Genomic DNA, 22910 nt, shown 5'->3' with positions numbered 1-22910 from the left:
GCCGCACCGGGGCCGGATCGGGCCGAGGCTCAGCCGAGGTCGGGGATGCGCCAGTCGATCGGCTCGTGTCCCTGGGCCGCGACGGCCCCGTCGATCTGGGTGAAGGGCTTCGATCCGAAGAACTTCTTCGCCGAGAGCGGCGAGGGGTGGGCGCCCTTGACCACCACGTGCCGCTCCTCGTCGATGAGGGGCAGCTTCTTCTGGGCGTAGTTGCCCCAGAGGACGAAGACGGCGGGGTCGGGACGCGAGGCGACGGCGGTGATCACCGCGTCGGTGAACTTCTCCCAGCCCTTGCCCTTGTGCGAGTTCGCCTCGCCGGAGCGGACGGTCAGCACGGCGTTGAGCAGGAGGACGCCCTGCTCGGCCCACGGCATCAGATAGCCGTTGTCCGGGACGGGGTGGCCGAGCTCGGCCTGCATCTCCTTGTAGATGTTCCGCAGGGAGGGCGGGGTCTTCACCCCGGGCCGGACCGAGAAGCAGAGACCGTGACCCTGCCCCTCGCCGTGGTACGGGTCCTGACCGAGGATCAGGACCTTCACCTTGTCGTACGGGGTGGCGTCGAGGGCGGCGAACACCTCGTCCTTCGGCGGGAAGACCGGTCCCTTGGCGCGCTCCTCCTCGACGAACTCGGTGAGCTGCGCGAAGTACGGCTTCTGCAGCTCCTCGCCGAGAACACCCCGCCAGGACTCGGGCAGCATGCTGGTGTCGGTCACGGTCAACAACCTCCGGTGGACGTTCCTGTTACTCCGTCCACGAACCTACCGGGGGCCACTGACAGTGGCCCCCACAGGCTCCCGGCTCCCCGCCGGCCCCGGGTCCTACCAGCTGGCCCGGCGGCTCAGCTCCCAGAGCTGCATGACGGTCTGCGGGTCGAGCGCGCCCTCGCCGCCGCCGATGTCGTCACGGGCCGCGATGTACAGCTTGCCCTGCCACAGGGGCAGCAGCCGGACGTCCTGGACCATGATCTCCTGGGCCTCCACGAACTCGTCCGTGACGGTCCCGCGATCGCTCTCACGGCGGGACTTCGGGAGCAGTTCGCCGGTGATCCTGGGGCTCAGGTACGGCGTACCGAGGACGTTCTCCTTGCCGACGAACGGCGCCACGAAGTTGTCCGGGTCCGGGAAGTCGGGGAACCAGCCGCGGCCGAAGACCGGGTACTCGCCCTTCTGGTAGCCCGCCTGGAAGTCCTTCCAGGGCTTGCCCTCGATGGCGACCTCGAAGAGGCCGGTCTCCTCCAGCTGGCGCTTGAGTTCCTTGAACTCGGCGGCCGTCGATGAGCCGTAGCGGTCCGTCGTGTACCAGAACTTCAGCTCGACGGGCTCGGTGATGCCGGCCTCGCGGAGGATCTTCTTGGCCTTCTTGGCGTCCGGGTCGCCGAAGCGGTCGAAGAACTTGGTGGTGTGGGCGGCGATTCCCTTGGGCACCATGGAGTACAGGGGCTCGGCGGTGCCCTGGTAGACCTTGCTGACCAGTTCGTCGCGGTCGACGACCTGGGCGATGGCCTTGCGGACCGCGGGCTTGGCGATCGTGGGGTCCTGGGTGTTGAAGACCAGGTAGCGGATGTCGGCGCCGGTCGACTCGACGATCTGCAGGCCCTGGTTCTCGGGCTTGTCGTCCTGGAGCTCGATGACCTCCTCGGCGGTGAGGCCGCGGTAGGTGGCGTCGATCTCCTTCTTCTTGAGCGCGGCGACCATCGCCTCGGACTCGTCGAAGTACCGGATGGTCACGCCGCCGTTCTTACGGTCGGCGAAGCCCTTGTACGTGGGGTTCTTGGTCAGCTCCGCCGACTCGCGCTCGGTGTACGAGTCGAGGACGTACGGCCCCGAGCCGGTGAGCTTGCCGTCCGTGCGGAGCCGGTCGGCCGGGTACTCGGCCGGGTCCACGAGGGACATCGCCGGCGTGGCGAGGACCATCGGGAAGGTGGCGTCCGACTTGTTGAGCCGGAAGACGATGGTCCGGTCGCCGACGGTCTCGATCTTGTCGAGCGAGCCGAGCATGCCGTTCGGGCCGCCCTTGTGGTTGATCGTGCGGATGCGCTCGATCGAGTACTGCACGGCCTTTGCGTCCAGCTTGTGCCCATTGGAGAACGTGAGGCCCTCCAGGAGCTTGCACTCGAAGACCCGGCTGGAGGTGTCCGAGAACTTGCAGTCCGCGGCGTCGGAATCCGGGGTCGTGCTGCCCGTCGGGAAACTCACCAGGGTCTGGAAGACATTCCGGAAGAGCTCCCAGGAATTGTCCCAGGCGGCAGCCGGGTCAAGCGTGGTGGGAGAGCTCGTCGTACCGACGACGATTCTCTGATCCCCGGCCGAATCACTGTCAGAGAAGACACTGCATCCGGTTACCAGGGATATGGACACAAGGGCTGCAGCGGCCTGCAGACTGGTCCGGTTGAACACGTGCACGCTCCTCGTTCAGCCACGGGTCGGCCGACGATACCGCAGCACCCCGTCAGGTCAATGTTCGAGCCTGACGGGGCACTTGAGGCATTCGACGTATAACCGGGTTCAATCCGGACACGAAATCCGGAAAGTGTCCGATTATCGGTCACCCGACTCCGGCGTTCAGGAAAATCCCGCCGTCGACCACGAGGGTCTGGCCGGTGATCCACTCCGACTGGGACGAGGTGAGGAAGGCGGCCGCGCCACCGATGTCCTCGGGCTCGCCGAGCCGGCCCAGCGGGTAGGCGGCGGCGGCCTCCGCCTCCCGGCCCTCGTACAGCGCCTGCGCGAATTTCGTCTTCACGACCGCCGGGGCAATCGCGTTGACCCGCACGAGCGGGGCGAATTCATGGGCCAGCTGAATGGTCAGGTTGATCATCGCGGCCTTGCTGATTCCGTACGCGCCGATGAAGGGCGAGGCGGAGACACCGGCGACCGAGGCGATGTTCACGATCGCCCCGCCGTGCTCCTTCTGCCAGGCGTGCCAGGTCCGCTGGGCGAAGCCGAGCGCGGAGACCACGTTGGTCTCGAAGACCTTGCGGGCCACCCCGAGGTCCAGGTCGGCGATGGGGCCGAAGACCGGGTTCGTACCGGCGTTGTTGATCAGGAAGTCCACCCGGCCGAAGCCGTCCATCGCCGCCTCCACGGCGGCGGCCTGGTGCGCCTCGTCGTGGGCCTTGCCGGGGACGCCGATCGCCCGGTCGGCGCCGAGGCGCTCCACGGCCTCCTTGAGGGCCTCCTCGCCGCGTCCGGTGATGACGACCCGGTCGCCGCGGGCGACGAGCGCCTCGGCGATGCCGTAGCCGATGCCCCGGCTGGCGCCGGTGACGAGGGCGACCTTGCCGGACGGTTCCGGCCGTTCCTGTGCGGTCATGTCTGCCGTGCTCCTCTCGATGCCGGTCGTCAGTTGAGCGGGCCGCCGGCCACGTACATGACCTGGCCGGAGACGAAGCCGGCGTCGTCGCCGGCGAAGAAGGCGATCGCGTTGGCGACGTCCTCGGGGCGGCCGACCCGCTGCACCGGGATCATGGACGCGGCGGCGGCCTGGAAGTCCTCGAAGCCCATGCCGACGCGCTCGGCGGTCTGCGCGGTCATCTCGGTGACGATGAAGCCCGGGGCGACGGCGTTGGCGGTGATGCCGAACTTGCCGAGCTCCTTGGCGAGGGTCTTGGTGAGGCCCTGGAGACCGGCCTTCACGGCCGAGTAGTTGGCCTGGCCGCGGTTGCCCAGGGCCGAGGAGGAGGAGAGCGAGACGATCCGGCCGAAGCCCGCGTCCACCATGTGCTTCTGGCAGGCCTTCGCCATCAGGAAGGCACCCTTGAGGTGCACGTTCATGACGAGGTCCCAGTCGGACTCCGACATCTTGAAGAGCAGGTTGTCGCGGAGCACACCCGCGTTGTTGACGAGGATCGTCGGCGCGCCGAGCTCGGCGGCGACGCGCGCGACGGCTGCCTCCACCTGGGCGCCGTCGGAGACGTCGCAGCCGACCGCGAGGGCGGTGCCGCCCGCAGCGGTGATCTTCTCGACGGTGTCCTTGCAGGCCGCCTCGTCGAGGTCGAGTACGGCGACGGCGCGGCCCTCGGCCGCGAGGCGGAGCGCCGTGGCGGCCCCGATACCCCGTGCGGCACCCGTGACGACGGCTACGCGCTGCTCGGTGGTGGACATGCTTGGTTCTCCTCGCCCTTGGATCGTCCCTGGTCGCGGTCGAACCGGTCACCCGCTCCTGCGTCCCGCACATGAGCGACCGCTTAGTATCGTCCGCAGAACGAGACGCTAGAAGCCCTGGCACCCGGTGTCAACGGCCCACCGGGTGCACCCGGTCACTCCCCGTCGCCGGGCACGGAGACGCGCGGCCCGCCCGGCCGCTCGGCACGGGCGGGCTCGGCCGGGCGGGACGGGGCGATCCGTCGGGCGAGGCGGGGCGATCTCTCGGGCGCGGCGAGGGCGCTCAGCGCACGAGGAGGTCGAGCAGCCGCTCCACCTCGGCCTCCGGGTCGGTGGTGAGGCCGGTGTGGACCGGCCCCGGCTGGACGACCGTGGAGCGCGGCGCGATCAGCCAGCGGAAGCGCCGTCCGGCGTCGTCACCCGCGGCCTGGCCGGCGGCGTCACCCCCCAGGCAGACCCCCTCGACCGCGCGCAGGGCTGCCCGCACCCCGGTCACGTCGGCCGCCGGGTCCAGCACCGACAGCTTCGCCTCGTCCAGGTGCGTACGGGCGGCCACGTAGGAGCGGGCGCGGCAGTAGACGACCACGCCCGCGTTGAAGCACTCACCGCGCTCGACCCGCGGCACCACGCGCAGCAGCGCGTACTCGAAGACATCACGGTCGGTCACGGGGTGCTGTCCTTCTCGGTGGAGTGCGTCCGGGGCGCGAGGCGCTCGGCGAGCCAGCCCGGCGGCTGCTGCGGCCGGCTCTCGGTCCGGGGGCCGAGCGTGATCCGCTCGTGGATGGTGGCGGCGCGCGGCAGCAGCGCCGCGACGTAGGCGGCGCGCACCTCGTCCGTGCTGTCGAAGCCGGGCTCGTCGACGAGCCACTCGTCGGGCACGTCTGCGGCGATCTCGTCGAGCAGCTCGCGGGTGACGAGCGGGGCCAGTGCGGCGGCCGCGGCGGTGATGTCCGGCGCGTAGCGGGCGAGCACGTGGTCGGAGGCGTCGTACGGCTTGGCGGCGGACGCCTGGGCGCCAGGCCAGTTGTGGTGCCAGATCATGGTGGCGCCGTGGTCGATGAGCCACAGGTCGCCGTGCCAGACGAGCATGTTCGGGTTCCGCCAGGAACGGTCGACGTTGTTGATCACCGCGTCGAACCAGACGACCTTGCCGGCCTCGACGGGGTCCACCTCGTACGCCAGCGGGTCGAAGCCCAGCGAGCCGGGGAGGTAGTCCATGCCCAGATTGAGCCCGCCGCTCGCCTTGAGCAGCTCCTGCACCTCCTCGTCGGGCTCGGAGAGTCCGATGACGGGGTCGAGCTGAATGGTGACGAGCTCGGGCACCCGCAGACCGAGCCGACGGGCGAGCTGCCCGCAGATGACCTCGGCGACCAGGGTCTTGCGTCCCTGGCCGGCGCCGGTGAACTTCATGACATAGGTGCCGAGGTCGTCGGCCTCGACGATCCCGGGAAGCGAGCCGCCCTCACGCAAGGGCGTGACATAGCGGGTCGCTGTCACTTCGGTAAGCATTTCCCCAGGCTATCGAGTCACTCGGCCCGGGCCGCGTCCCTGCCCTCCCCTGACGTGGCGGTCCGGACCCTGAGGAGAGGTCCGAGGCAGGAACCACCCGGCGCGGGTCAGCAGTTGAGTCCGCCCGGGCCACCGAAGAAGAGGTAACTGCCCCACGCCGACCCGGAGTGGTTCGTCACGTCGACGCCGTAGCAGTTCGCGGAGGTGGGCTCGGGCGCCAGGTTGGCGGACTCGGCGCCCGTTGGCCGGGCCACGATCACGTCGTGCTGGTACGCGGCCAGCCCGTAGCCCGCGGGCGGCTTCTTGCCCGAGCCCATCGCGGGGAACGATCCGATCCCGCCCACCTCGCCGCCGAAACCGGCGCTTGCCGCCTTGGTCGCCAGCGTGCCGGAGCCGAACAGGGTGGCCGGGTAGTAGCCGATCCAGTCGCCGCCGATGCTGAACCACCACGCTCCGCCGGTCAGGAAGAAGCCCATGCGGTACTGCACGGGCGCACCCGGCTGGGAAGCCGTGAGCGCCGTCCCGAGGACGTGCGAGGCGCCCGTCCGGTAGACCCACGTACCGGGATGCCAGTCGTTGTAGCAGAGGGAGGCGTAGGTGTCCGGCGTGTAGAACACGAACAGCCGCGGCCTGTTGTCGAAGGGCGGTCCCAGCCGGTAGCCGCACTCCACGGACTGGAACGGGCTCGAGCCGGTGCCCGACGTGAACCACTGCTGCGACGCCGAGGACTCGACGCCGAACACCAACGGCGCCCACACGTTGACCCCGCTGGCGCCGCCGAGGTTGTCACGGGTGTCGTAGGCGTTTCCCCAGAACTTCCCTGCCAGGCTCACCACTCCCTGCTCGTCACGCCGTACCTGCAGACCACCGCGCAGAAAGTCCTCCAGCGTGGGGAACCTGACGAGCTGTTCCAAGGTGAGCCGCAGAATGGGGACGGTGCCCTCCGGACACAGCATCTGGTTGTCGTAGGGGTCGCGGCGGTCGGCCCTCAACTGCGGCGGGGGCGACTGCGGCGGCTCCGTCACGAACTCCGGGAGATCCGCGTACGCCTGCGGTGCGGAGGGCGGATCCGCCGGCGTCGCCAGCAGCTCGGCCCCGGTCCTCGCCAGGCCGGGCTGCCGCTCGGCGGGTACGCAGTCGACGATGTCACCGTCGGATTCCGCGAAGGAGTACACCGCCCCCATTCCGGCGTTCCGCTCGATCAGATGGCGACGCATTTCCTCGAACGCCTCGGAATCCCTCACCTTGGCGTCCGGACGGGAGTGGTACGTATCGAACTCGGCCGCGTACAACGCATCGACGAAGTCCGAGAAAACGGGAAGAGCGGTGTGTACAGCCATGGCGGCACTTCCTGTTCCGGCCTGTCGGCTCGGTCCGGCGTATCGGCCCGCGTCTCGCACGGCCGCCCTGTCCTGCGCCCTCGCCCCCGCCGGTCTCCCCGCCGCTGGGCGCACAGTGCCCAGTGCGCCCAGCGTACTGCGCGGCCCGGTGCCGGGCATCTCGGCGGACCGCCCATTCGGGTGCGCGCCTCCGCCGCCCATGCCAATCTGATGTCGAGTGAACCGGCTTGTAGAAATGTTGAATTCGAGACAGGGGTCGCTATGACACCGTCCGACGGATCAGAATTCCCGCCCCCGCAATCCGGTCGGGCATACCCCGTGGAGAACCCGTCCTTCGCCCTACGAGGACGCCGCAGCGAGTTCCCGCTCAACGGGACCGGCGACGTTCCCGATGGCCTGCGCCTCGCCGTCAGCCGCATGTCGGCGTCGGGGCCGCAAGCCGAGAGGTCGTACCAGGAGGCGCTCGACCTGGTGCGCTCGCAGCCCGCCGCGGAGGTCGCACGGACTCTCGCGGAGGCCGCACGGGAGCTGCCGGAAGACGCCTACCTGGAGCGGATCTCGCTGGCCCAGGTCGCCACGGATATCCGCGACGGCGCGCTGGTGGACTTCCTGCAGGCCGTCGTGGCGGCCGGACTGCCACCGGAACGCGGGACCGCCGACGGCCACGGCTTCAGCACCGTGGCCCGCGAGGTCGTCATCCGCATGGTGGCCGTCGAAGGACTGGCGCGGCTCGCCGCGGACGGCTCCGCCGGCGCCGCTGAGAGCCTGCTGGCAGCGGTCGGCCACGAGAACCGAACGGTCAGAGCAGCAGCCGTCGCCGCGCTTCAGGAGTTGGGCGGAGCGTACGAGGAGCAGCTCCGGGAGCGCATCGCGCCGGAGGACCACGACCTGCTGGAAATCCGCCGGCTACGGATCGAGGACGTTCCCCAGCCCGAGGGCGGCACCTACGTCAACAACCCCGGCGCCGGAGAGGACATCTCGCCGCCGAGCATCACGCGATAGCGGTTCGCATCCGCATCACGCGAGAGCAGTTCGCACCCGATAGCGGTGCTCACCACCGCGACCGCACAGGTTGGGAAGTGACGGACATGGCAGTGTGCGGAGCCACCGTACCGAGCATGGCCCTCAGCGGCGACGACTTCTACGGCCCTCTGATCGCCAGTCAGGCGATGGTGGACTTCTTCTGGAACACCTACGGCTTCAAGGACTCCTCGGCCGCCCCGACATGGCACAACGGCTGGGGATACGAGGACCCGTACAACACGAACCTGCCCCTGGCCCGTACGTTCACCGCTCTGTACGCGCTCACCTACTCGGCGCCGGACTGGGAGAACGACGCGTACACCGCCCCGATCCTCAACTTCGCCCGAAGGTACGTACGGGAGAACATCGACGACCTCCGTGCCCTCTGCGGCAACGGCACGGCGGCGGCGCACGCCGAGCACGGGCCGCTGGTCGACGACCGGGTGGAGCTCTACAAGGACTTCTGGTACACGACCGTGGTCGCGGAACGGGCGTCCACGCTCCTCCACGAGGCCAGGCACATGGGAGGCAAGGGGCACAACGCCAACTTCCCGTCCTGGTCGATCTACACGGGCAGCGGCGCGGACTCGAACTGGGACTACGACGGTGCCTGGGCCTACGAGACCAACTACCTGTGGTGGTTCTACACCAATGGTGTCAACACCACGGCGGCGATGAAGAACATCGCGAAGGTGCAGGGAAACTTCATGATCCACAACTGCTTCGCGACCATGCCTCCGTTCATCATCGTCTGATCCGATCGGAAAGCGGCGTCACGGAATGTGACATCTGCCCGCCTCGGGGCCGGGGTTGTCCTTTCGACCACCGCGCGCGAAAATGGGCAGTGGGGATTCAGCGCCTTCCAAGTCGCACTTCCGGCATTGCACGACGATCACGTCGACGCCCGAGGATCAGACGCCCGGAGATCAGCCGGAAGAGCCATCCGTATCGCAGCAGCCGTCGGTGGCGTTTTCAGCAGCCCGAGGGAAGCGGACCCGGCCCAGGTCTCCTCTGACGCTCGCCACCTCAGCACGAGGTCACGACCGATGAAGACCCACGCACTGCGGGCACTTGCCGCCTGCTCCTCCGAGCCAGGTCGGATCGACGTATTTCTCGGTGCCGACGACGGCGGCGTGTGGCACAAGACGTTCGACGGAGTGGACGGAGTATGGGGGCCGTGGCGCCCCCTCGGCCGTCCGTGGTCGTCACCCCGGGCACCGGACGGCTCCGCGTGGCTGACCGCCACGTCGTCCGGCCCCGGACGGATCGAGCTGTTCGCCGTCGCGGGCGGACGCGAACTGGTGCACAGGCGCTTCGCCGACGAGCGCTGGGCGCAGTGGACGCCGCGGGAGACACTCACCGGGCGCTCCGCTCCGTACGGTGGCGCGGCCGTGGCGACCGGCCCCGAAGCCCTGCACGTCCTCTTCCACGACGGCGACGGCTCGGAGATCGTGCACTGGCAGATGAACGGCGGGGCGGGCCTGCTCCGCCCGGGACTTCGGGCCTCCGGCCCCCTCCAGGCCGTAGCCGGGACGGCCGGCGCGTTCGAACTCCTCGTGTCCGACGTACAGCGGCAGCGCTTCCTGCGCCGCCGCTTCGCGGCGGGCTGGTCGGCGGAGTGGGACGAGCTCGGAACGGCACCCGAGGACGGGCAGCCGGCCCACCGCTTCGCCGCGACGGACCGGAATCTCTTCACCGTGGGCAGCAAGGGTCTGTGGCACAACTCGGGGACGGAGCCGCCGAACTGGGAGGATCTGGGCGGAGACCTCACGGCGGACGGCGGCACGCCCACCCACCTCGCCGCGGTGTCCTCGGGCGGTGAGCGCACCGACGTGTTCGCCGTGTGGGCAGGCGTGGCGTTGATGCACCGGTGGTTCGATCGTGTGTGGTCCGACTGGCAGCTGGTCGACATCTGGGCCGACACGCAGGGCTACCACGCTCTGCGCCCCGAGGACCTCGTCGCCCTCACCGTCACGGGCACCGGTCTCAGGGAACGCGTGCGCTCCGACGGAGTGATCGAGCTCGTGGCCGATCACTCCGGCGCCCAGTTGATCGTGGAACTTCCTCCACAGCACGTCACCGAGACGGTGCTCGAATCCGGAACGTCCAGCCAGGCCCGTCTGGCGGGCCCGTCACGTCTGCGCTTCGCCGTGGGGCAGGATCCCGTCCCGCTCACCGTCGACGGAGTGCTGAGCGCGATGGAACGCCTGACCCTGATCGCCGGACCGTCGACCTCGGGGCAGCCGGCGAGCACGCTGGAGCTGCCCTGGCGCCTGCTCCTCTCCCTGCCGCCGGGTGCGCGCTGCACGCACCGCGCCCTGCCCGCGCCGAGCGGCGACGGCACGACCGAAATGTGGCACAGCCGGATCACGGGACCCGGAGGTGCCGAGACCTTCGCGGTGAAGCCCGCCAAGGCCCTGGCCAACGAGTCCGCGCTGGCGACCCCCTTGGGGCAGTACGTCGCGACGATAGCCGCGCTCGCGGTGCAGTACCCGGACCGGCCCGTGACGGTCGACCGGCTCATCCTGAGTGCGTACGGCGCGTGGTTCTCGGCGTCGGCCAGCTGGCCGACGCTGGACTGGAGCCACCAGGCCTCCATGGGTCGGGACTACTACGTCCGGGTCCTCACGCGCGGTGCGCTGTTCCCCTTCGGACACCGCGCGTCCTACGTCGAGATGACCGAACGAAGGTTTGACCAGTCTCCTGCGACAGCGGCTCTGCGCAGGAAGCGTGTGCTGATCGTCACCGAGCCGGCCCGCCAGTACGGCATCGGTGCCGGCGGCTCCCACGAGCGGGTGTTCCCCTTCCAGGACGTCACGATCGAACCACGGCAGATCACGGAACTGGACGCACCGGTCTGGCTGGCCAGCAAGAGCTTCTGGCCGACACAGGGCGGGGCGACGGTGGAGTTCACCGCCCGCGCGCGGGCGGGCGGCGAAGTCGTCGACCTCCGGCTGCCGTTGCTGTTCGTCGACGACGCGGCGACCGGCACGTCCAGCGCCGCATCCCTCGACGAGGACTACGCGCGGGGACCGCTCTCGGGCATCCACCGCGACATGGGGCGCCCGGAGTCGGATGTCGGACGCCTGATCCCGCTCGCCATGCAGTCGGCGACCCAGCCCCTCCAGGGCGCCGTGCAGGAGGTCCTGTCGATGAGCTTCGGCGGGCTCGGCGCGGCGCCCGCCCCTAACGGGGTGGGGTTCTACCCTCGGGTGACCCAGCTGGAGATGGCGTTGCCGGCGGTGCGCCAGTTGCTCGGGTCCACGTCGACGGTGCCCGCCGAGTTCTCGAAGGCGTTCACTCTGACCGCCCCGGGTGCCCAGCCGCCGGAAGTGCTGTTCCGTCTGCTGAAGCCGCAGGCGCTGAACTTCGGCGCGGCCGGGGCACGGACGGGAATGCTGGCAGCGCCGAACATGACCGTGAACGAGATCTCGCGGACCATGGGACCGATCGCCGGCGGCCCGTTCCCTCCGCGTCCCGAAGATCTCTTCGACGCGGACGCCAAGGTGTTCGGCGTCGTCCCCCTCCGCGCCCTGGTCTCCCGGATCACCACGCGTCCGCGGATCGTGTGGGGCGACATACCCGCCGCACCGTCGGCGACACTGACCTGGACGGAGACGCTGTCCAACCCCGTGGGGCCTTTCTACCCGGGAGCGAGTTCGACGGTGTTCCTCGAAGTCGTCTCGAAGACCGTCGGCAATCAGCCCACCCTCAGCACGACGGGTGAGATCAAGAACTTCACGCTGGAGATCCCCTCGCGCGCCTCCGCGCTCGTCATCCTCACGTTCGGCGGCGTGAAGTTCACCGCCCACTCCGGTCAGCGTCCCGGCCTCACGTTCGACCTGACGGACGCACGGCTCGCGGGAAAGCTGAACTTCGTCAAGACGCTGGCGGATCACATTCCGCAGGCCGGACGCGGAGGGCCGCGCATCGACGTGTCGGCGACCCGCATCAAGGCGACGTACGCGATCGCCGTCCCGACGATCGGCATGGGCATCTTCGCCATCCAGAACCTCGCCCTGGAGATCGGCCTCGCCCTGTCGCTGGAGAACCGGCCCATCGTGATCGACTTCGCGTTCGCCACACGGGAACGGCCGTTCCTCGTGACGGTCTCCGGATTCGGCGGTGGCGGCTACCTGGAACTCGGTGTGAGCGCCGGCGGCGACGACGCGGGCCTGCAGAGGTTCGTGGGCGGCATCGAGTTCGGCGCCGCCGTCGCCATGAACTTCGGGATCGCGTCCGGAGAGGTGCACGTCTTCGGCGGTGTCGTGTTCGTCAAGCAGGGTGGCTCGATCGAGATCACCGGGTACCTGCGGATCGGCGGCAGCGTGTCGGTCCTGGGGCTGATCAGGGTCTCGGTGGAGCTGACGATCAGCCTCACCTACGACGTACAGACCAATGTGCTGCATGGATCGGCCAAGCTCGTCATCACCGTGGACCTCACCTTCTGGTCCACCTCGGTCACGCTCGAATGCCACAAGAGCTTCCCCGGCCCCAGTCTCGGCTCCGCCCCGGAGCAGGCGCTGTCGGCGGCTCTGCAGGCCTCGTCCATCGAGGCCGCGCTCGGACAGCAGGGCGATTCGTACCCGTGGCTCACCTATTGCCGGGCCTTCTCAGGGGAGTGACTCATGCCGGTGACCCCTGCACAACGACAGTTCGTGTGGACCGCGATCCCTGCCGGGAGGACCAGGACGATCACCGGTCACTCCGAGCCGATGGCTCTGCTGTCGGTCCTGCTGACGCCCCGCCTGCTCGGTCCCGCGGCGACCATGAAGGTGCGGGACTTCGGCATGCAGAGCTGGCCGCAGCGACTGACCGCGATCCGGTTCGACGTCCTCCGCGGCTCGCAGCCGGTCTCCTCGCACCGCGTTTCCCACGTCACCGACGACGGGAAGGAACTCGCCTTCTCCCTGGTGGAGCAGTTGTCCGCCTGGCGGGCTCTGTTCACCGACGACATGCCCGTACGCCCCTATGAACCGACCTCCTACGGCGGGCGCGGCGTCCGTGAGTTCCCGGCTTCCGAGGCCGCTTCGGAAGTACGCGAGGCGTACACGGCCACGGCCCTCACGCACCTGAGGCACAGCGACGACGCACCGGAGACCGACCACGACCTTCGGATGGCACTGAGGCGTGTCCGCGAGATGTGGCAGGCCGGCCTCGCGCCGCTGGACGGCGAACCGGTGGACGGCGAACCGGTGAACGGATCGGTCCACCGGTCGGCCATCGCCGCCGCGTACGCCTTCTACCAGCGCGACGAGTCCACGTTCACTCCGCTGGCGGCCCCTTCCCCGGAGGCGGCGCAGCGCGAGTTCCACGAGACCGTCGCCCGCCTCGCCGACCATCCCCTGCTGCTTCGCGCGCTCGGACTGCTCGTCGATCTGGCGGTGCCGGCCTCCCAGCTGGCCCAGGGAGCGAGCAAGGAACTGCGTGTCGTCCCGCGTTGGCCGAATCCGGACTCCGCCCCGCCGACCGGCTGGAGCGGCGCGGCCCAGGACGATCTGTCCCCGAGGACGGCCTACGTTCTGGACGGAAAGCGCTTCGTCAGCGCGTCCGTCGCGAGGCCGGGGGCGACCGAGTTCAAGCAGGGGATGCTCCCCCTGGCGGGGACCGGTGTGGCGCCGTCCGGCAACGCGCGGTACGAGGTGATGCCCTTCGATGTGGACGGAGCCGCTCTGCGGATGGTCGGCGCCGCCGCATCGGACCGCGCCGAGCCGCCGTCCGAGGCCACGGCCGACATCGGTGCGCTGCCCGCCCTGCGTTCCACGGGATTCGCCCTCGTCGAGCGGGACCGCGAGCAGGAGCACGAACGTCAGCTGCAGCGGGCTCGGGAGCGCGCGACGTCCGCGGGTCTCACCGCCTCTCCTCTGACGGCGGACTCCCTCCTGGGCGGCTACCGGGTGGACATCCAGGACGTGGAGACCGACCGGTGGTATCCGCTGTGCCGGAGGAGGGTGCGCTACAAGATCGGCGGGGTGTCGATCGGGCAGGACTCCTCAGGCAGCGGTCGGCTCGAAGAGGGGTGCGTACGACCCGATCCGGCGACCACGGGTGGCGGTGACGAGGACGCGCTGTACATCCACCAGGCCGTCGTGCGCTGGGACGGTTGGAGCCTCGTGGCGCAGCGGCCCGAGAGGGTCGTCGACACCGGCGACACGATGCCCGAGACGTCCCCCTCGCCCTTCGAAGCGGTCGTCGAATGCGAGCCGGGTTCGTTGCCGAAACTGCGGTTCGGTCATCAGTACCGGCTGCGCGTCCGGATCGCCGACCTCGCGGGCGGCGGCCTGCGCTTCGACGAGGCGGGTCCCACCGAGGAACAGTCCGAGATCTTCACGCACCACCGCTTCGAACCGTTGCTGCCACCGGAACTCGTACCGACCCGCGTGCTGGCCGACGGCGAGACCCAGGAGTACATGGTCATCCGGAGCGACCGCGACACATCGGTGAGCGCCTACGCGGCCGCACACGGACATCGGGCGTTCGACCTCCGTCACCTCCTGGCCCCCAAGTGCTCGCTCGAACTGGCGATGCAGCATGCGGCCAGGTTCGACTCGGCGCTGGGTCTCCATGCGCCGATGAGCGAGGTGAACAAGCTCTTCAAGGTCGCCACACGCGCGGACCTCGATGTGCGCGACGTCTCCGGGGCGGTGCCGGCGGGAGGCGGTGCCGGCGAGCCGCCGCCCTACATCGTTCTCCCCGAGGCCGCCGTCGTACCGCCGTGGCTGCCGGACCCGGCCGCCTCGCACATCGTCCTCAACGCGCGGCCCCGGCCGATCGACCCGTTGACAGGCACTCCGGGAACCGTCGTCGGCCTGCCCAGGATCGCCGTATGGAGGGGGACCTGGCCGGACATCCGGTCGATCACGCTGCGTCTGGTGGAAGCCGCTTCGGGCTGCACGATATCCCTGAACCAGGAGACCCTCACGGTCGCTCTCGGTCCCGCCGAGCAGGTGACGCTCGACATCCCGACCTGTATGAAGAACCGCGACGTCCAGATCTTCGGAATCGGCGCCTGGCTGGGCGTCGACCCCAGCAACCCCGCGACGTTCCAGGACATCACCAACGGTCGGGTCCGGCTCATCACGCCGTCGCGGTCGGTCACCCTCGTCCATGCCGTGCAGCGGCCCCTGAAGGACCCCACCGGTCGGCTGACCCCCCAGCGGATCGCCGGGGACACCAGCACCGTCCTGGGCACCGGCGCCCTGCAGTTCGACATCCGCAGCACCGGACGTCTCGACCTGCGCGCGGAGTGGACCGATCACGAGGACCTCCGGCCCGATCCACCCATCCTGCGGAAGCGGCAGGTGTTCGTGGGCGCCTACGACGTCCGGCACGCGCCGTCGCACGAGGCGCTCCCGACGATCCGTCAGGAGTTCGCCGACACACGTCGTCGCCGTGTCACCCACGCCGTGACCTGTTTGTCCCGCTTCCAGGACTGCTTCCCACGGGCCACCGCGGCGAACCCCGACGCCTGTCTCGTCCGCGCGGTCCTGCAGACCACGGACGTGCCGAGTTCGGCGCGGCCGCCCGCACCGAAGCTCCAGTACACCGTGCCGACGTTCCGCTGGACACGGACGACCGACGGCCAACGGTCGTTCACCCGGTGGCGCCACGGTGGCGGTCTGCGGGTCTTCCTCGAACGCCCCTGGTTCACGTCCGGTGAGGACGAAGCGCTCGCCGTCCTCACCTGGCCCGACACGGCGGCCCCGGGGGACGCGCTCCGGTACATCAGCGTCGCGGGGCGCGACCCGATCTGGAACACCGGCAGCCCGCCGGCGGTCCTCACACAGGAGCACGTCAACGCACCGGCCGGCCGACTGATGGACCTGCCTGAACTGCAGCACTCGCTGGACGTGATCGCGTACCCCGTCCAGTTCGACGAGGAGGGCGACCGCTGGTACGCCGACATCGATCTGTCGCCGGTCGTCGCAGCCTCCTATTTCCCGTTCGTCCGGCTCGGCCTCGCCCGCTATCAGTCGCACACCGTCCCCGGCGTGCCGGGGCTCTCCCCTTCGGTCCAGACGGAGCCGATCCAACTCCCTCCCCACCGGAAGCTCGTCGTCACCCGTACGTCGGGGCACGGCACCGTGCTCGTCGAGGGTCTCGGGCCGTCCGGCCCCCGAACGAACGTCGTCCGCACCGAGCTCCAGGTCCTCGACGCCGCCCGGTCGGCGGACGCTCCCGCGCGGCACGAACCGCCCGACGCACCCGCGGACGCCGCGGAACTCGGCAGCGCGGGCTGGACCACCGTCTTCCGTACCACCGCCGCGCTGGGCGAGATCCGCAACCTGGACATTCCTGCCAGCGGGACACGGCCCCAGCGCATCGTCGTCCAGGAGTACGAGACGCATCCTCCCTCCACGAGCGAGGCGGGCTCGGCGGTCGACGGGCCCGGACGGCTCGTCTACGCCGACATCGTCCCTCTGGGCACGTGGTGATGCCCACGGACGACCTGCGACTCGGCCCCACCGAGCGAAACGGGTGAGAACATGGCTGCCGTATTCGAGATGTTCCCCAAGGATGGACCGCTCCGTCTCGCCCCCGGCGCGTCGAGCGACCAGGTCCCCTTCGACGTGGGCGCCGCCAAGCCGGCCATGTTCCTTCGTCTCATCGCCTTGGGGCCGGGCTGCGAACCGCACGGCGGGGCGGCCCCGACGATCGAGCTGCGGGCGGGGAAGGGCGCGCTCACGACCGTGCCACCCGCCACGGAGGACGAGCCGCCGCCGCCGATCACCGACGAGTTCGGGACACTCGTGGGCACGGCCACGTGGACCCGCGAACTCCGCGACGTCTTCCTGGTGCGGCTGGAAATCAACGATCTGAACGAGCGCATGTGGCGCGTGCAAATCACGAACACCATATCGCGGGAGCTCGGCTTCGTCTGGGTGACGTCGGACCTCGATGAAGACACCCTTCAGCCACGACTGTCCATGGAGAGGAGCCACGGACGGTCGGCGTTGGCCGGCAATCCCATGGCGGACATCGTCGTGGGGGTCGCCAACGTCGGTACCGGAGTGCTGCATTTCATCACTCCCGCCGGAACCGACATGGGCGGCGGCTTCCTCCTGGACGAGCGGCCCGACAGCATCCCGCCGAACGACTGCGGGAGACTCGTCATCAAGGTGGAGCCCATCCCCTCGTTCCCCTTCAACGCACCGGATCCCCCCGCCATCGATTTCACGTTGAAGTGCGACACCCGCGACGCGGAGGACAGGACGCTCCACCTGGCACGATCCAGGAAGACCGGGAAGGAGAAGCTGGAAAAGGAAAAGGAGTTCAAGGAAAAGGAGAAGGAGCAGAAGGAAAAGGAGAACAAAGACAGTCCGCACGAGCTCCAGATGGTCCCGGACGACTTTCCCTTGGGTGTGGGCCCGCTCCTCGGTTGGGCCACACACGGCGTCACGGACCGTTGGGCGGGCCTCGGTGAGGCGGCCTCCAAGCTCGTCCACTTCATCCGTCCGGAGCTGCGGCCCGACCTGTCGGCCGGCGCCCTGACCGCGGAGGACGAGACGAGCTAGGACGCGACGAAGGAGAAGGAGGCGAAGGATGCCACGACGAGAAGGGTGCCAGGACATGTCGAGAAGCAGAGCGATCGGTGGTCACGGGCATGTGGCTCGTTCTGTGTGAGCCTGAGGACAAGGCGGCGATGTGGGCGTACACGAGCCTGAAGAAGCGTGGTCTCGCCCCGATCGAGCTCGTCGCCCCGCGGTCGCTGACCCGCTCGGAGCGGTCAGCGCACCGTGTCGAGAAGGACGGGGCGAGCTTCGAGATCGGTCTGCCCGACGGCCGCGCCCTCGCCAGCGGCGACATCGACGGTGTGCTCAACCGCCTCGCCTACGCGCCCGTCGAGCATCTCGTCTTCACCTCTCGGGCCGACACCCTCTACGCCATGGAGGAGATGAGCGCGCTCGTACTGAGCTGGCTCGAGTGCATCGCCCCGATCACGGTCAACCGGCCCAGCGCGCGTGGCCTGTCCGGAGCATGGCGCTCCGCCGCGGAGTGGACCGTGCTCGCGGCCAGGGCCGGGCTGCCGGTGGCACCGCTGCCGCTGTCCAGCAGCCTCCCCGCGGGACCCCACGGCGACGCGACGGCGACCACGACGGCCCGCACCGTGGTGGTCCTCGGCGAGCGTGTCTTCGGCGCGGAGCCGGTGCGCGCACTCGTACCGGCCTGCAGGCGGCTCGCGAAGCTCGCCGGCACCGACCTCCTGGGAATCGACCTGGAGGCCGACGCCCGCGATGCGGCCCGCTTCGCGGCGGCGACGACGCTGCCTGATCTGCGCATCGGCGGAGACGCTCTCGTCGACCGGCTGCACGAGCACCTCACCCACCTGCCTGCGAGGTCGCGGTGATCATCATCTGCGGCATCGCGAGTGAGTCGCCGATCGCCCTGGTGACCGAGGAACTCCGGCAGCTGGGCCTGTCCTACACCGTGCTGCACCAACGGCGTTTCATGGACGCCCCGCTCGACATCGAGGTCGACGGCACCGGGATCCACGGGCGCCTGCTGGACAACGGCCGGTCCATCGAGTGCGCCGATGTGACCGGCATCTACACCCGGCTCATGGACTGGCGCGTGCTGCCGGAGATGCACGGGGCATCCGAAGAGACCGTGCGGCACTGCCAGTCGTGGCACGAGGCCCTCGGCAGCTGGATCGACATCGCGCCGGGGTGCGTGATGAACCGCTCCGCGGCGACGGCGACGAACCGGTCCAAGCCCTATCAGGCCCAACTGATCGGCCAGGTCGGATTCCGCGTCCCGGAGACGCTGGTCACCAACGACCCGGATCTCGTCCGCGCCTTCCGGTCCCGGCACGGGGAGGTGATCTACAAGTCCATCAGTTCCGCGCGGTCGATCGTCCGGCTCCTCGACGACGAGGTCATGGATCGGCTTCCGCTCGTACGCTCGTGCCCGGTGCAGTTCCAACGCTACGTCCGGGGCGTCAACGTCCGCGTGCACGCCGTGGACGGAGAGCTGTTCGCCACGCGGGTCGAGACCGACCAGGTGGACTACCGCTACGCCCACCGGTACGGCGGCCGGACGGAGCTGACTCCGTGGGAGCTGCCCGATGAGCTCGCGGACCGGTGCTCCGTCCTCGTCACCCGGCTGGGGCTCACTCTCGCGGGCATCGACCTGATTCTGGCGGACGACGGGGAGGTCTTCTGCTTCGAGGTCAACCCCAGCCCGGCGTTCAGCTACTACGAGGAGGACACCGGTCAGCCGATCTCACGGGCGATCGCACGCGCGCTCGGACGAGGTCGAGACCTGCCGGCACCGGTCTAGGTCGCGGTCCGGTGATTGATCCAGGGTTCGGTCGTGGTCGCGGTCCAGTGATCGTGGTCGTGGTCGCGGTCCAGTGATCCTGGGTTCGGTCGTGGTCGCGGTCCAGTGATTCAGTTGTGGTCGACGTCGCCGATGGCCCCAGGGGCGCCCGCGGGTCCGCCCTGGCCTGCGGCACCAGGGCTTCCGGACCCGCCCGGAGCGCCGGGCCCGCCGTCGGCCGCGTGAACACCTTCGGTGTTCTGGCCGCCGGTTCCCGGAACGCCGGCGGGGCCACCGAAGCCGCCCCCGCCCGCGCCGCCGGGACAACCCGTGGCGTAAGCGGCGCAGTAGTTCACGCCTGCCGGGCCGACTGTGGCCGTGCTCGACGCGAAGGTGTTGCCGGACTGGACGAGGAGCGGCTGCGTCGTGAAGTAGGCACCGCACGAGGCATCCCCGCCACGACCGCCTCGGCCGCCGTCGCGACCGCTTCCTCCCTCACCGCCCTGACCGCCGCTCCCCCCGTTGCCTCCGCCCCCGCCGGAGCCGCCCGCACCGAGCGGCCCCACGGAGCCGCCGCCGTGTCCGCCCGCACCCCCTGCACCACCGCCTTGGCCCGGCCCTCCGGCTCCCCCTGAACCGCCGCCTTGGCCAGAGCCTCCGCTCACCGTGCCGTGACGGAACGAGGCACCCGTCAGGCTGAATGCGGCCTGGTTGTGGATCGCGCCCCCATAGGCGCTGCCACCCTTGCCACCGGTACCGGCGCTGCCGCCGTTGCCCCCCGAGCCTCCACTCCCGCCGGCCCCACCGCCGCCGCCTCGGCCGCCGTTGCCGTTGACCCGGTCGGCGCTCCCCGCCCTGCCTCCGATGCCGCCCCCGCCGCCCTGACCACCGCCCGCGCCCTGCCCTCCCGTCCCTCCTCTGCCCCCGGAGCCGCCCTGGCCCCCTCCTCCCCCCGCGGCCTGGCTGTAGGCCCACGTGATGGTTCCGTCGACGTACAGCTCACCGGCGTTGTGGACGGCTCCCCCCAGCGCGTTGCCGCCCGCGCCTCCGGCTCCCCCCGTCTGACCGTGGCCGGCGGTCCCGCCCGACCCTCCGCGGCCTCCCGTCCCGGGGTCGCCGCCGGCGCCGCCTGCTCCGGGTGGCTGGCCGTCCCCCATGCCCCCGTAGCCGGCGATACCGGAGCTGCCGCCGGCTCCCGCCGGGCCGCCCTGCCCGCCCGATCCCCCGGCCCCGCCTCTGCTTCCCTGGCCGCCGCGAGCCGAGGCAGCGTGGAACCAGCCACCGTCGATCCGCAGACTCGCCTTCGCGCCGTTGACGATCGCACCGCCTGTCGCGATGCCTCCGTCCCCGCCCGGGCCGCCGGTGCCGCCGGGAGCACCCCGGCCGCCCGAACCGCCTGTCCCGCCGTCGCCACTCGTGCCTCCTGTTCCGCCGCCCCCGGGTGTACCGGGGAGCCCTGCGCCGCCGCTGCCTCCCGAGCCGGACGGCGCGGCCGCGTAGCCTTGGCCGCCGTAGCCTCCGTCGCCGCCCCGGCCCCCCTCGCCGCCCTGCCCGCCCATCACGCGGTCGTTCGCGAAGGTGTTGTCCGTGGCAGTCGCCTCCCCCCAGGTGAAGAGGGCGCCGCCGCCTCCCGTGCCGCCGGCTCCGCCCCCGGCCCCCTCGGCACCACTGCCCCCGTCACCTCCGGCGCCGCCACCGCCGCCGGCGCCTCCCACACCCCCCGCGGTCCCTTCCCCGAGGCCCTGCCGGCCTCGGCCTGCGCCACTGCCGACGGGGCCCAGGCCGCCCTGGCCGCCCATGGCCCCGGCACCGCCGCCTCCGCCGGAGCCGGCCTGTACGGCGTTGTCCTGCCACCGCACAGCGGCGAGGGTCAGGTCTCCGCTCGCATGGATCCCGCCGCCGCGCGCGCTGCCACCGACGCCGCCCTCGCCGCCACTTCCGGCCGCTCCGCCCTTGCCGCCCTGGCCTCCGGACCCGCTGGGACCACCCGCTCCCCCGCTGCCCGCCGTGACCGGGGCAGCACCGTCGCTCCCCGTCCCACCGCCTCCGCCCTTCGCACCACCGCTACCGGCGGCCCCCGATCCGCCGGGCCCTCCGAGTCCCCCTGCGGCCTGGTTCCCCACGATCTCTCCACCCGCCGCGTGGAACGCCTCGCCGCTCCGGACACCGCCGCCGCTTCCGCCGCCTCCGGCACCGCCCGGGCCACCGGCCCCGGAGTGGCCGCCTTCTCCTCCCGCGCCTCCCTCGCCACCCGCACTGCCGAAGCCTCCCCCGTTCCCCCCTGCCCCTCCGAGACCCCCGCCGCCCGCCGCGTTGCCGGCAGCGCCCCTGCCGCCGTTGCCACCGACGGCCCAGTTGCCGCGGGCCGTGGCCGCCGACCAGATGATCGTCCCGGTGCTGTGGACACCTCCTCCTGACCCTTGACCGCCGAGCCCCGCACCCCCCGCCACGCCGGCCTGTCCCCCCGTACCCCCGACGTTCCCCTTCCCTCCCGCACCGCCTGCCCCGGGCCCCTCCGCGCCCTCTCCGCCCACGCCTCCGGCGCCGCCGTGCCCGCCGGCCCCGCCCTGCCCGCCCGCGCCGCCTGTCCCACTGAGGCCCCCGGCCCCACCGGTCGCATGGTTGTACGAGAGGGAGGTCGTCGCATCGACGGTGAGCGTGCCGGTGTCGTAGACGGCCCCTCCCAGAGCGGCGCCACCGAGCCCGCCGCTCTGGCCGGGCGCGCCCGCACCCCCTTCACGACCCCTTCCGCTCGGTCCCCCCGCGCCACCCCCTCCAGGGGAATCGCCGTCGGCGCCCTTACCTCCCATGCCTCCGTCGCCGCCCGCGCCGCCGGCTCCGCCGTGGCCACCCGCACCCCCCTGACCACCGGCCCCGCCGGCCGCGGTGTTGTGCTGCACCGTCGAGGCGATCAGGGTGAGCGTTCCGCCGTTCCAGATGGCGCCGCCCCTCGCCTCTCCGCCGGGGCCACCGGCCCCTCCCGCGCCGCCGGTACTCCCGGCGGCCCCGTCCCCGCCCGGGCCGCCGGGACCGCCTTTCGCGCAGTTGACCGGCGGCAGGACAAGCCCCTCCGCCCCGCGGCCCCCGCCCCCGCCGGCGCCTCCGGCACCCCCGGCACCGCCGGAGGCTCCTCGCCCTCCGGCGCCGCCTTGCGCGCGATTGCCCGTCACCACCACGTGGTCGAGAACGACCGTGCCGCTGTTGATGAGGAGGGAGCCGCCCCGGGCCGCGCCGCCGTCTCCTCCGGCCGTACCCGATCCGCCGGTGGCCCCCGCGATCCCGACAGCACCAGGGCCGCCGGCATCCTCACCGATCAGACACAGACCGCTGTCGCCCTCGTGGCCCCACGCTCCCGGCGTACCGTCCGCCCCAGGGGCACCTGCGACTCCCGCACCTCCGTCGGCACCGAGCGCACGGCCGTTGGCAAGCGTCACGCCTTTGAGGGTCAACCGACCGCCGTCGACGACGAAGTGACGTGTGAGACCCCGTCCGTCGAGAACGACCTTGTGACCGCCGGCGTCGATGACGACGGTGACGGACGCCGGGATGTCGACACTCCGCGACAGCGTCAGGGCCGGACAGTCGATGCCGAACAGCACCGTTCCGCCGCTGAGAACCGCCTGGCGGAACGCGTCCTCGTCGCACGAAGTGAGTGTCGTCATGGGAGGGCGTCATG

General features: G+C 70.8%; 15 protein-coding genes. 8 read left to right on the top strand and 7 right to left on the bottom strand.

Going from position 1 to position 22910, the window contains the following annotated elements; all coding sequences use genetic code 11:
* Nucleotides 1–29 precede the first annotated feature (29 nt).
* The 7 genes from ung to E0F75_RS18385 all read right to left on the bottom strand — a co-directional run bounded on the left by ung (nucleotide 30) and on the right by E0F75_RS18385 (nucleotide 6952).
* Entirely contained in the window at nucleotides 30–713 is a 684-nt protein-coding gene (gene ung, locus E0F75_RS18415) for a uracil-DNA glycosylase (RefSeq protein WP_187623606.1), read from the bottom strand.
* Between the two features lie 105 nt (nucleotides 714–818).
* Nucleotides 819–2396, bottom strand: a complete 1578-nt coding sequence (locus E0F75_RS18410; RefSeq protein WP_187623605.1) for an ABC transporter substrate-binding protein — start codon at nucleotides 2394–2396, stop codon at nucleotides 819–821.
* 148 nt (nucleotides 2397–2544) lie between these two features.
* Nucleotides 2545–3312: an SDR family oxidoreductase gene (locus E0F75_RS18405; protein ID WP_187623604.1), complete on the bottom strand. Its 768-nt coding sequence runs from the start codon at nucleotides 3310–3312 to the stop codon at nucleotides 2545–2547.
* A 29-nt stretch (nucleotides 3313–3341) separates the two neighbouring features.
* Complete coding sequence (gene fabG, locus E0F75_RS18400; RefSeq protein WP_187623603.1) at nucleotides 3342–4103, bottom strand: 3-oxoacyl-ACP reductase FabG; 762 nt, start codon at nucleotides 4101–4103, stop codon at nucleotides 3342–3344.
* A 283-nt stretch (nucleotides 4104–4386) separates the two neighbouring features.
* Nucleotides 4387–4770, bottom strand: coding sequence for a DUF3037 domain-containing protein (locus tag E0F75_RS18395; protein ID WP_030316525.1), 384 nt, complete (start codon nucleotides 4768–4770; stop codon nucleotides 4387–4389).
* Nucleotides 4767–5612 (bottom strand): HipA family kinase, encoded by an 846-nt coding sequence (locus tag E0F75_RS18390; RefSeq protein ID WP_187623602.1) that lies wholly within the window; start codon nucleotides 5610–5612, stop codon nucleotides 4767–4769. Before E0F75_RS18390 ends, E0F75_RS18395 begins: the two co-directional genes overlap by 4 nt.
* A gap of 107 nt (nucleotides 5613–5719) precedes the next feature.
* Nucleotides 5720–6952, bottom strand: coding sequence for a neprosin family prolyl endopeptidase (locus E0F75_RS18385; protein WP_187623601.1), 1233 nt, complete (start codon nucleotides 6950–6952; stop codon nucleotides 5720–5722).
* 318 nt (nucleotides 6953–7270) lie between these two features.
* Between E0F75_RS18385 and E0F75_RS18380 the strand changes: the two genes are divergently transcribed.
* From E0F75_RS18380 to E0F75_RS40055, 8 genes are all read left to right on the top strand, one after another.
* On the top strand, nucleotides 7271–7954 hold the full coding sequence (locus tag E0F75_RS18380; RefSeq protein WP_187623600.1) for a hypothetical protein: 684 nt from the start codon (nucleotides 7271–7273) through the stop codon (nucleotides 7952–7954).
* A 116-nt stretch (nucleotides 7955–8070) separates the two neighbouring features.
* Nucleotides 8071–8730: a hypothetical protein gene (locus tag E0F75_RS18375; RefSeq protein ID WP_206706129.1), complete on the top strand. Its 660-nt coding sequence runs from the start codon at nucleotides 8071–8073 to the stop codon at nucleotides 8728–8730.
* A 291-nt stretch (nucleotides 8731–9021) separates the two neighbouring features.
* Nucleotides 9022–12600, top strand: a complete 3579-nt coding sequence (locus tag E0F75_RS18370; RefSeq protein ID WP_187623598.1) for a hypothetical protein — start codon at nucleotides 9022–9024, stop codon at nucleotides 12598–12600.
* Nucleotides 12601–12603: 3 nt separating this feature from the next.
* Nucleotides 12604–16410 (top strand): hypothetical protein, encoded by a 3807-nt coding sequence (locus E0F75_RS18365; RefSeq protein ID WP_187623597.1) that lies wholly within the window; start codon nucleotides 12604–12606, stop codon nucleotides 16408–16410.
* A gap of 135 nt (nucleotides 16411–16545) precedes the next feature.
* Nucleotides 16546–17490: a hypothetical protein gene (locus tag E0F75_RS18360; RefSeq protein WP_229312725.1), complete on the top strand. Its 945-nt coding sequence runs from the start codon at nucleotides 16546–16548 to the stop codon at nucleotides 17488–17490.
* A gap of 89 nt (nucleotides 17491–17579) precedes the next feature.
* Nucleotides 17580–18323 carry a hypothetical protein gene (locus E0F75_RS18355; RefSeq protein ID WP_187623595.1) on the top strand — a complete coding sequence of 248 codons (744 nt, stop codon included), beginning with the start codon at nucleotides 17580–17582 and terminating at the stop codon, nucleotides 18321–18323.
* Complete coding sequence (locus E0F75_RS18350; RefSeq protein WP_187623594.1) at nucleotides 18320–19255, top strand: RimK family alpha-L-glutamate ligase; 936 nt, start codon at nucleotides 18320–18322, stop codon at nucleotides 19253–19255. Before E0F75_RS18355 ends, E0F75_RS18350 begins: the two co-directional genes overlap by 4 nt.
* 1481 nt (nucleotides 19256–20736) lie before the next feature.
* Nucleotides 20737–21651 carry a hypothetical protein gene (locus E0F75_RS40055; protein WP_187623593.1) on the top strand — a complete coding sequence of 305 codons (915 nt, stop codon included), beginning with the start codon at nucleotides 20737–20739 and terminating at the stop codon, nucleotides 21649–21651.
* Nucleotides 21652–22910: the final 1259 nt, after the last annotated feature.

Source organism: Streptomyces sp. CB02980 (assembly GCF_014451325.2).
GTDB lineage: Bacteria > Actinomycetota > Actinomycetes > Streptomycetales > Streptomycetaceae > Streptomyces.
The sequence above is the reverse complement of the archived record's forward strand: the minus strand, read 5'-3'. Positions and strand labels throughout refer to the sequence as shown.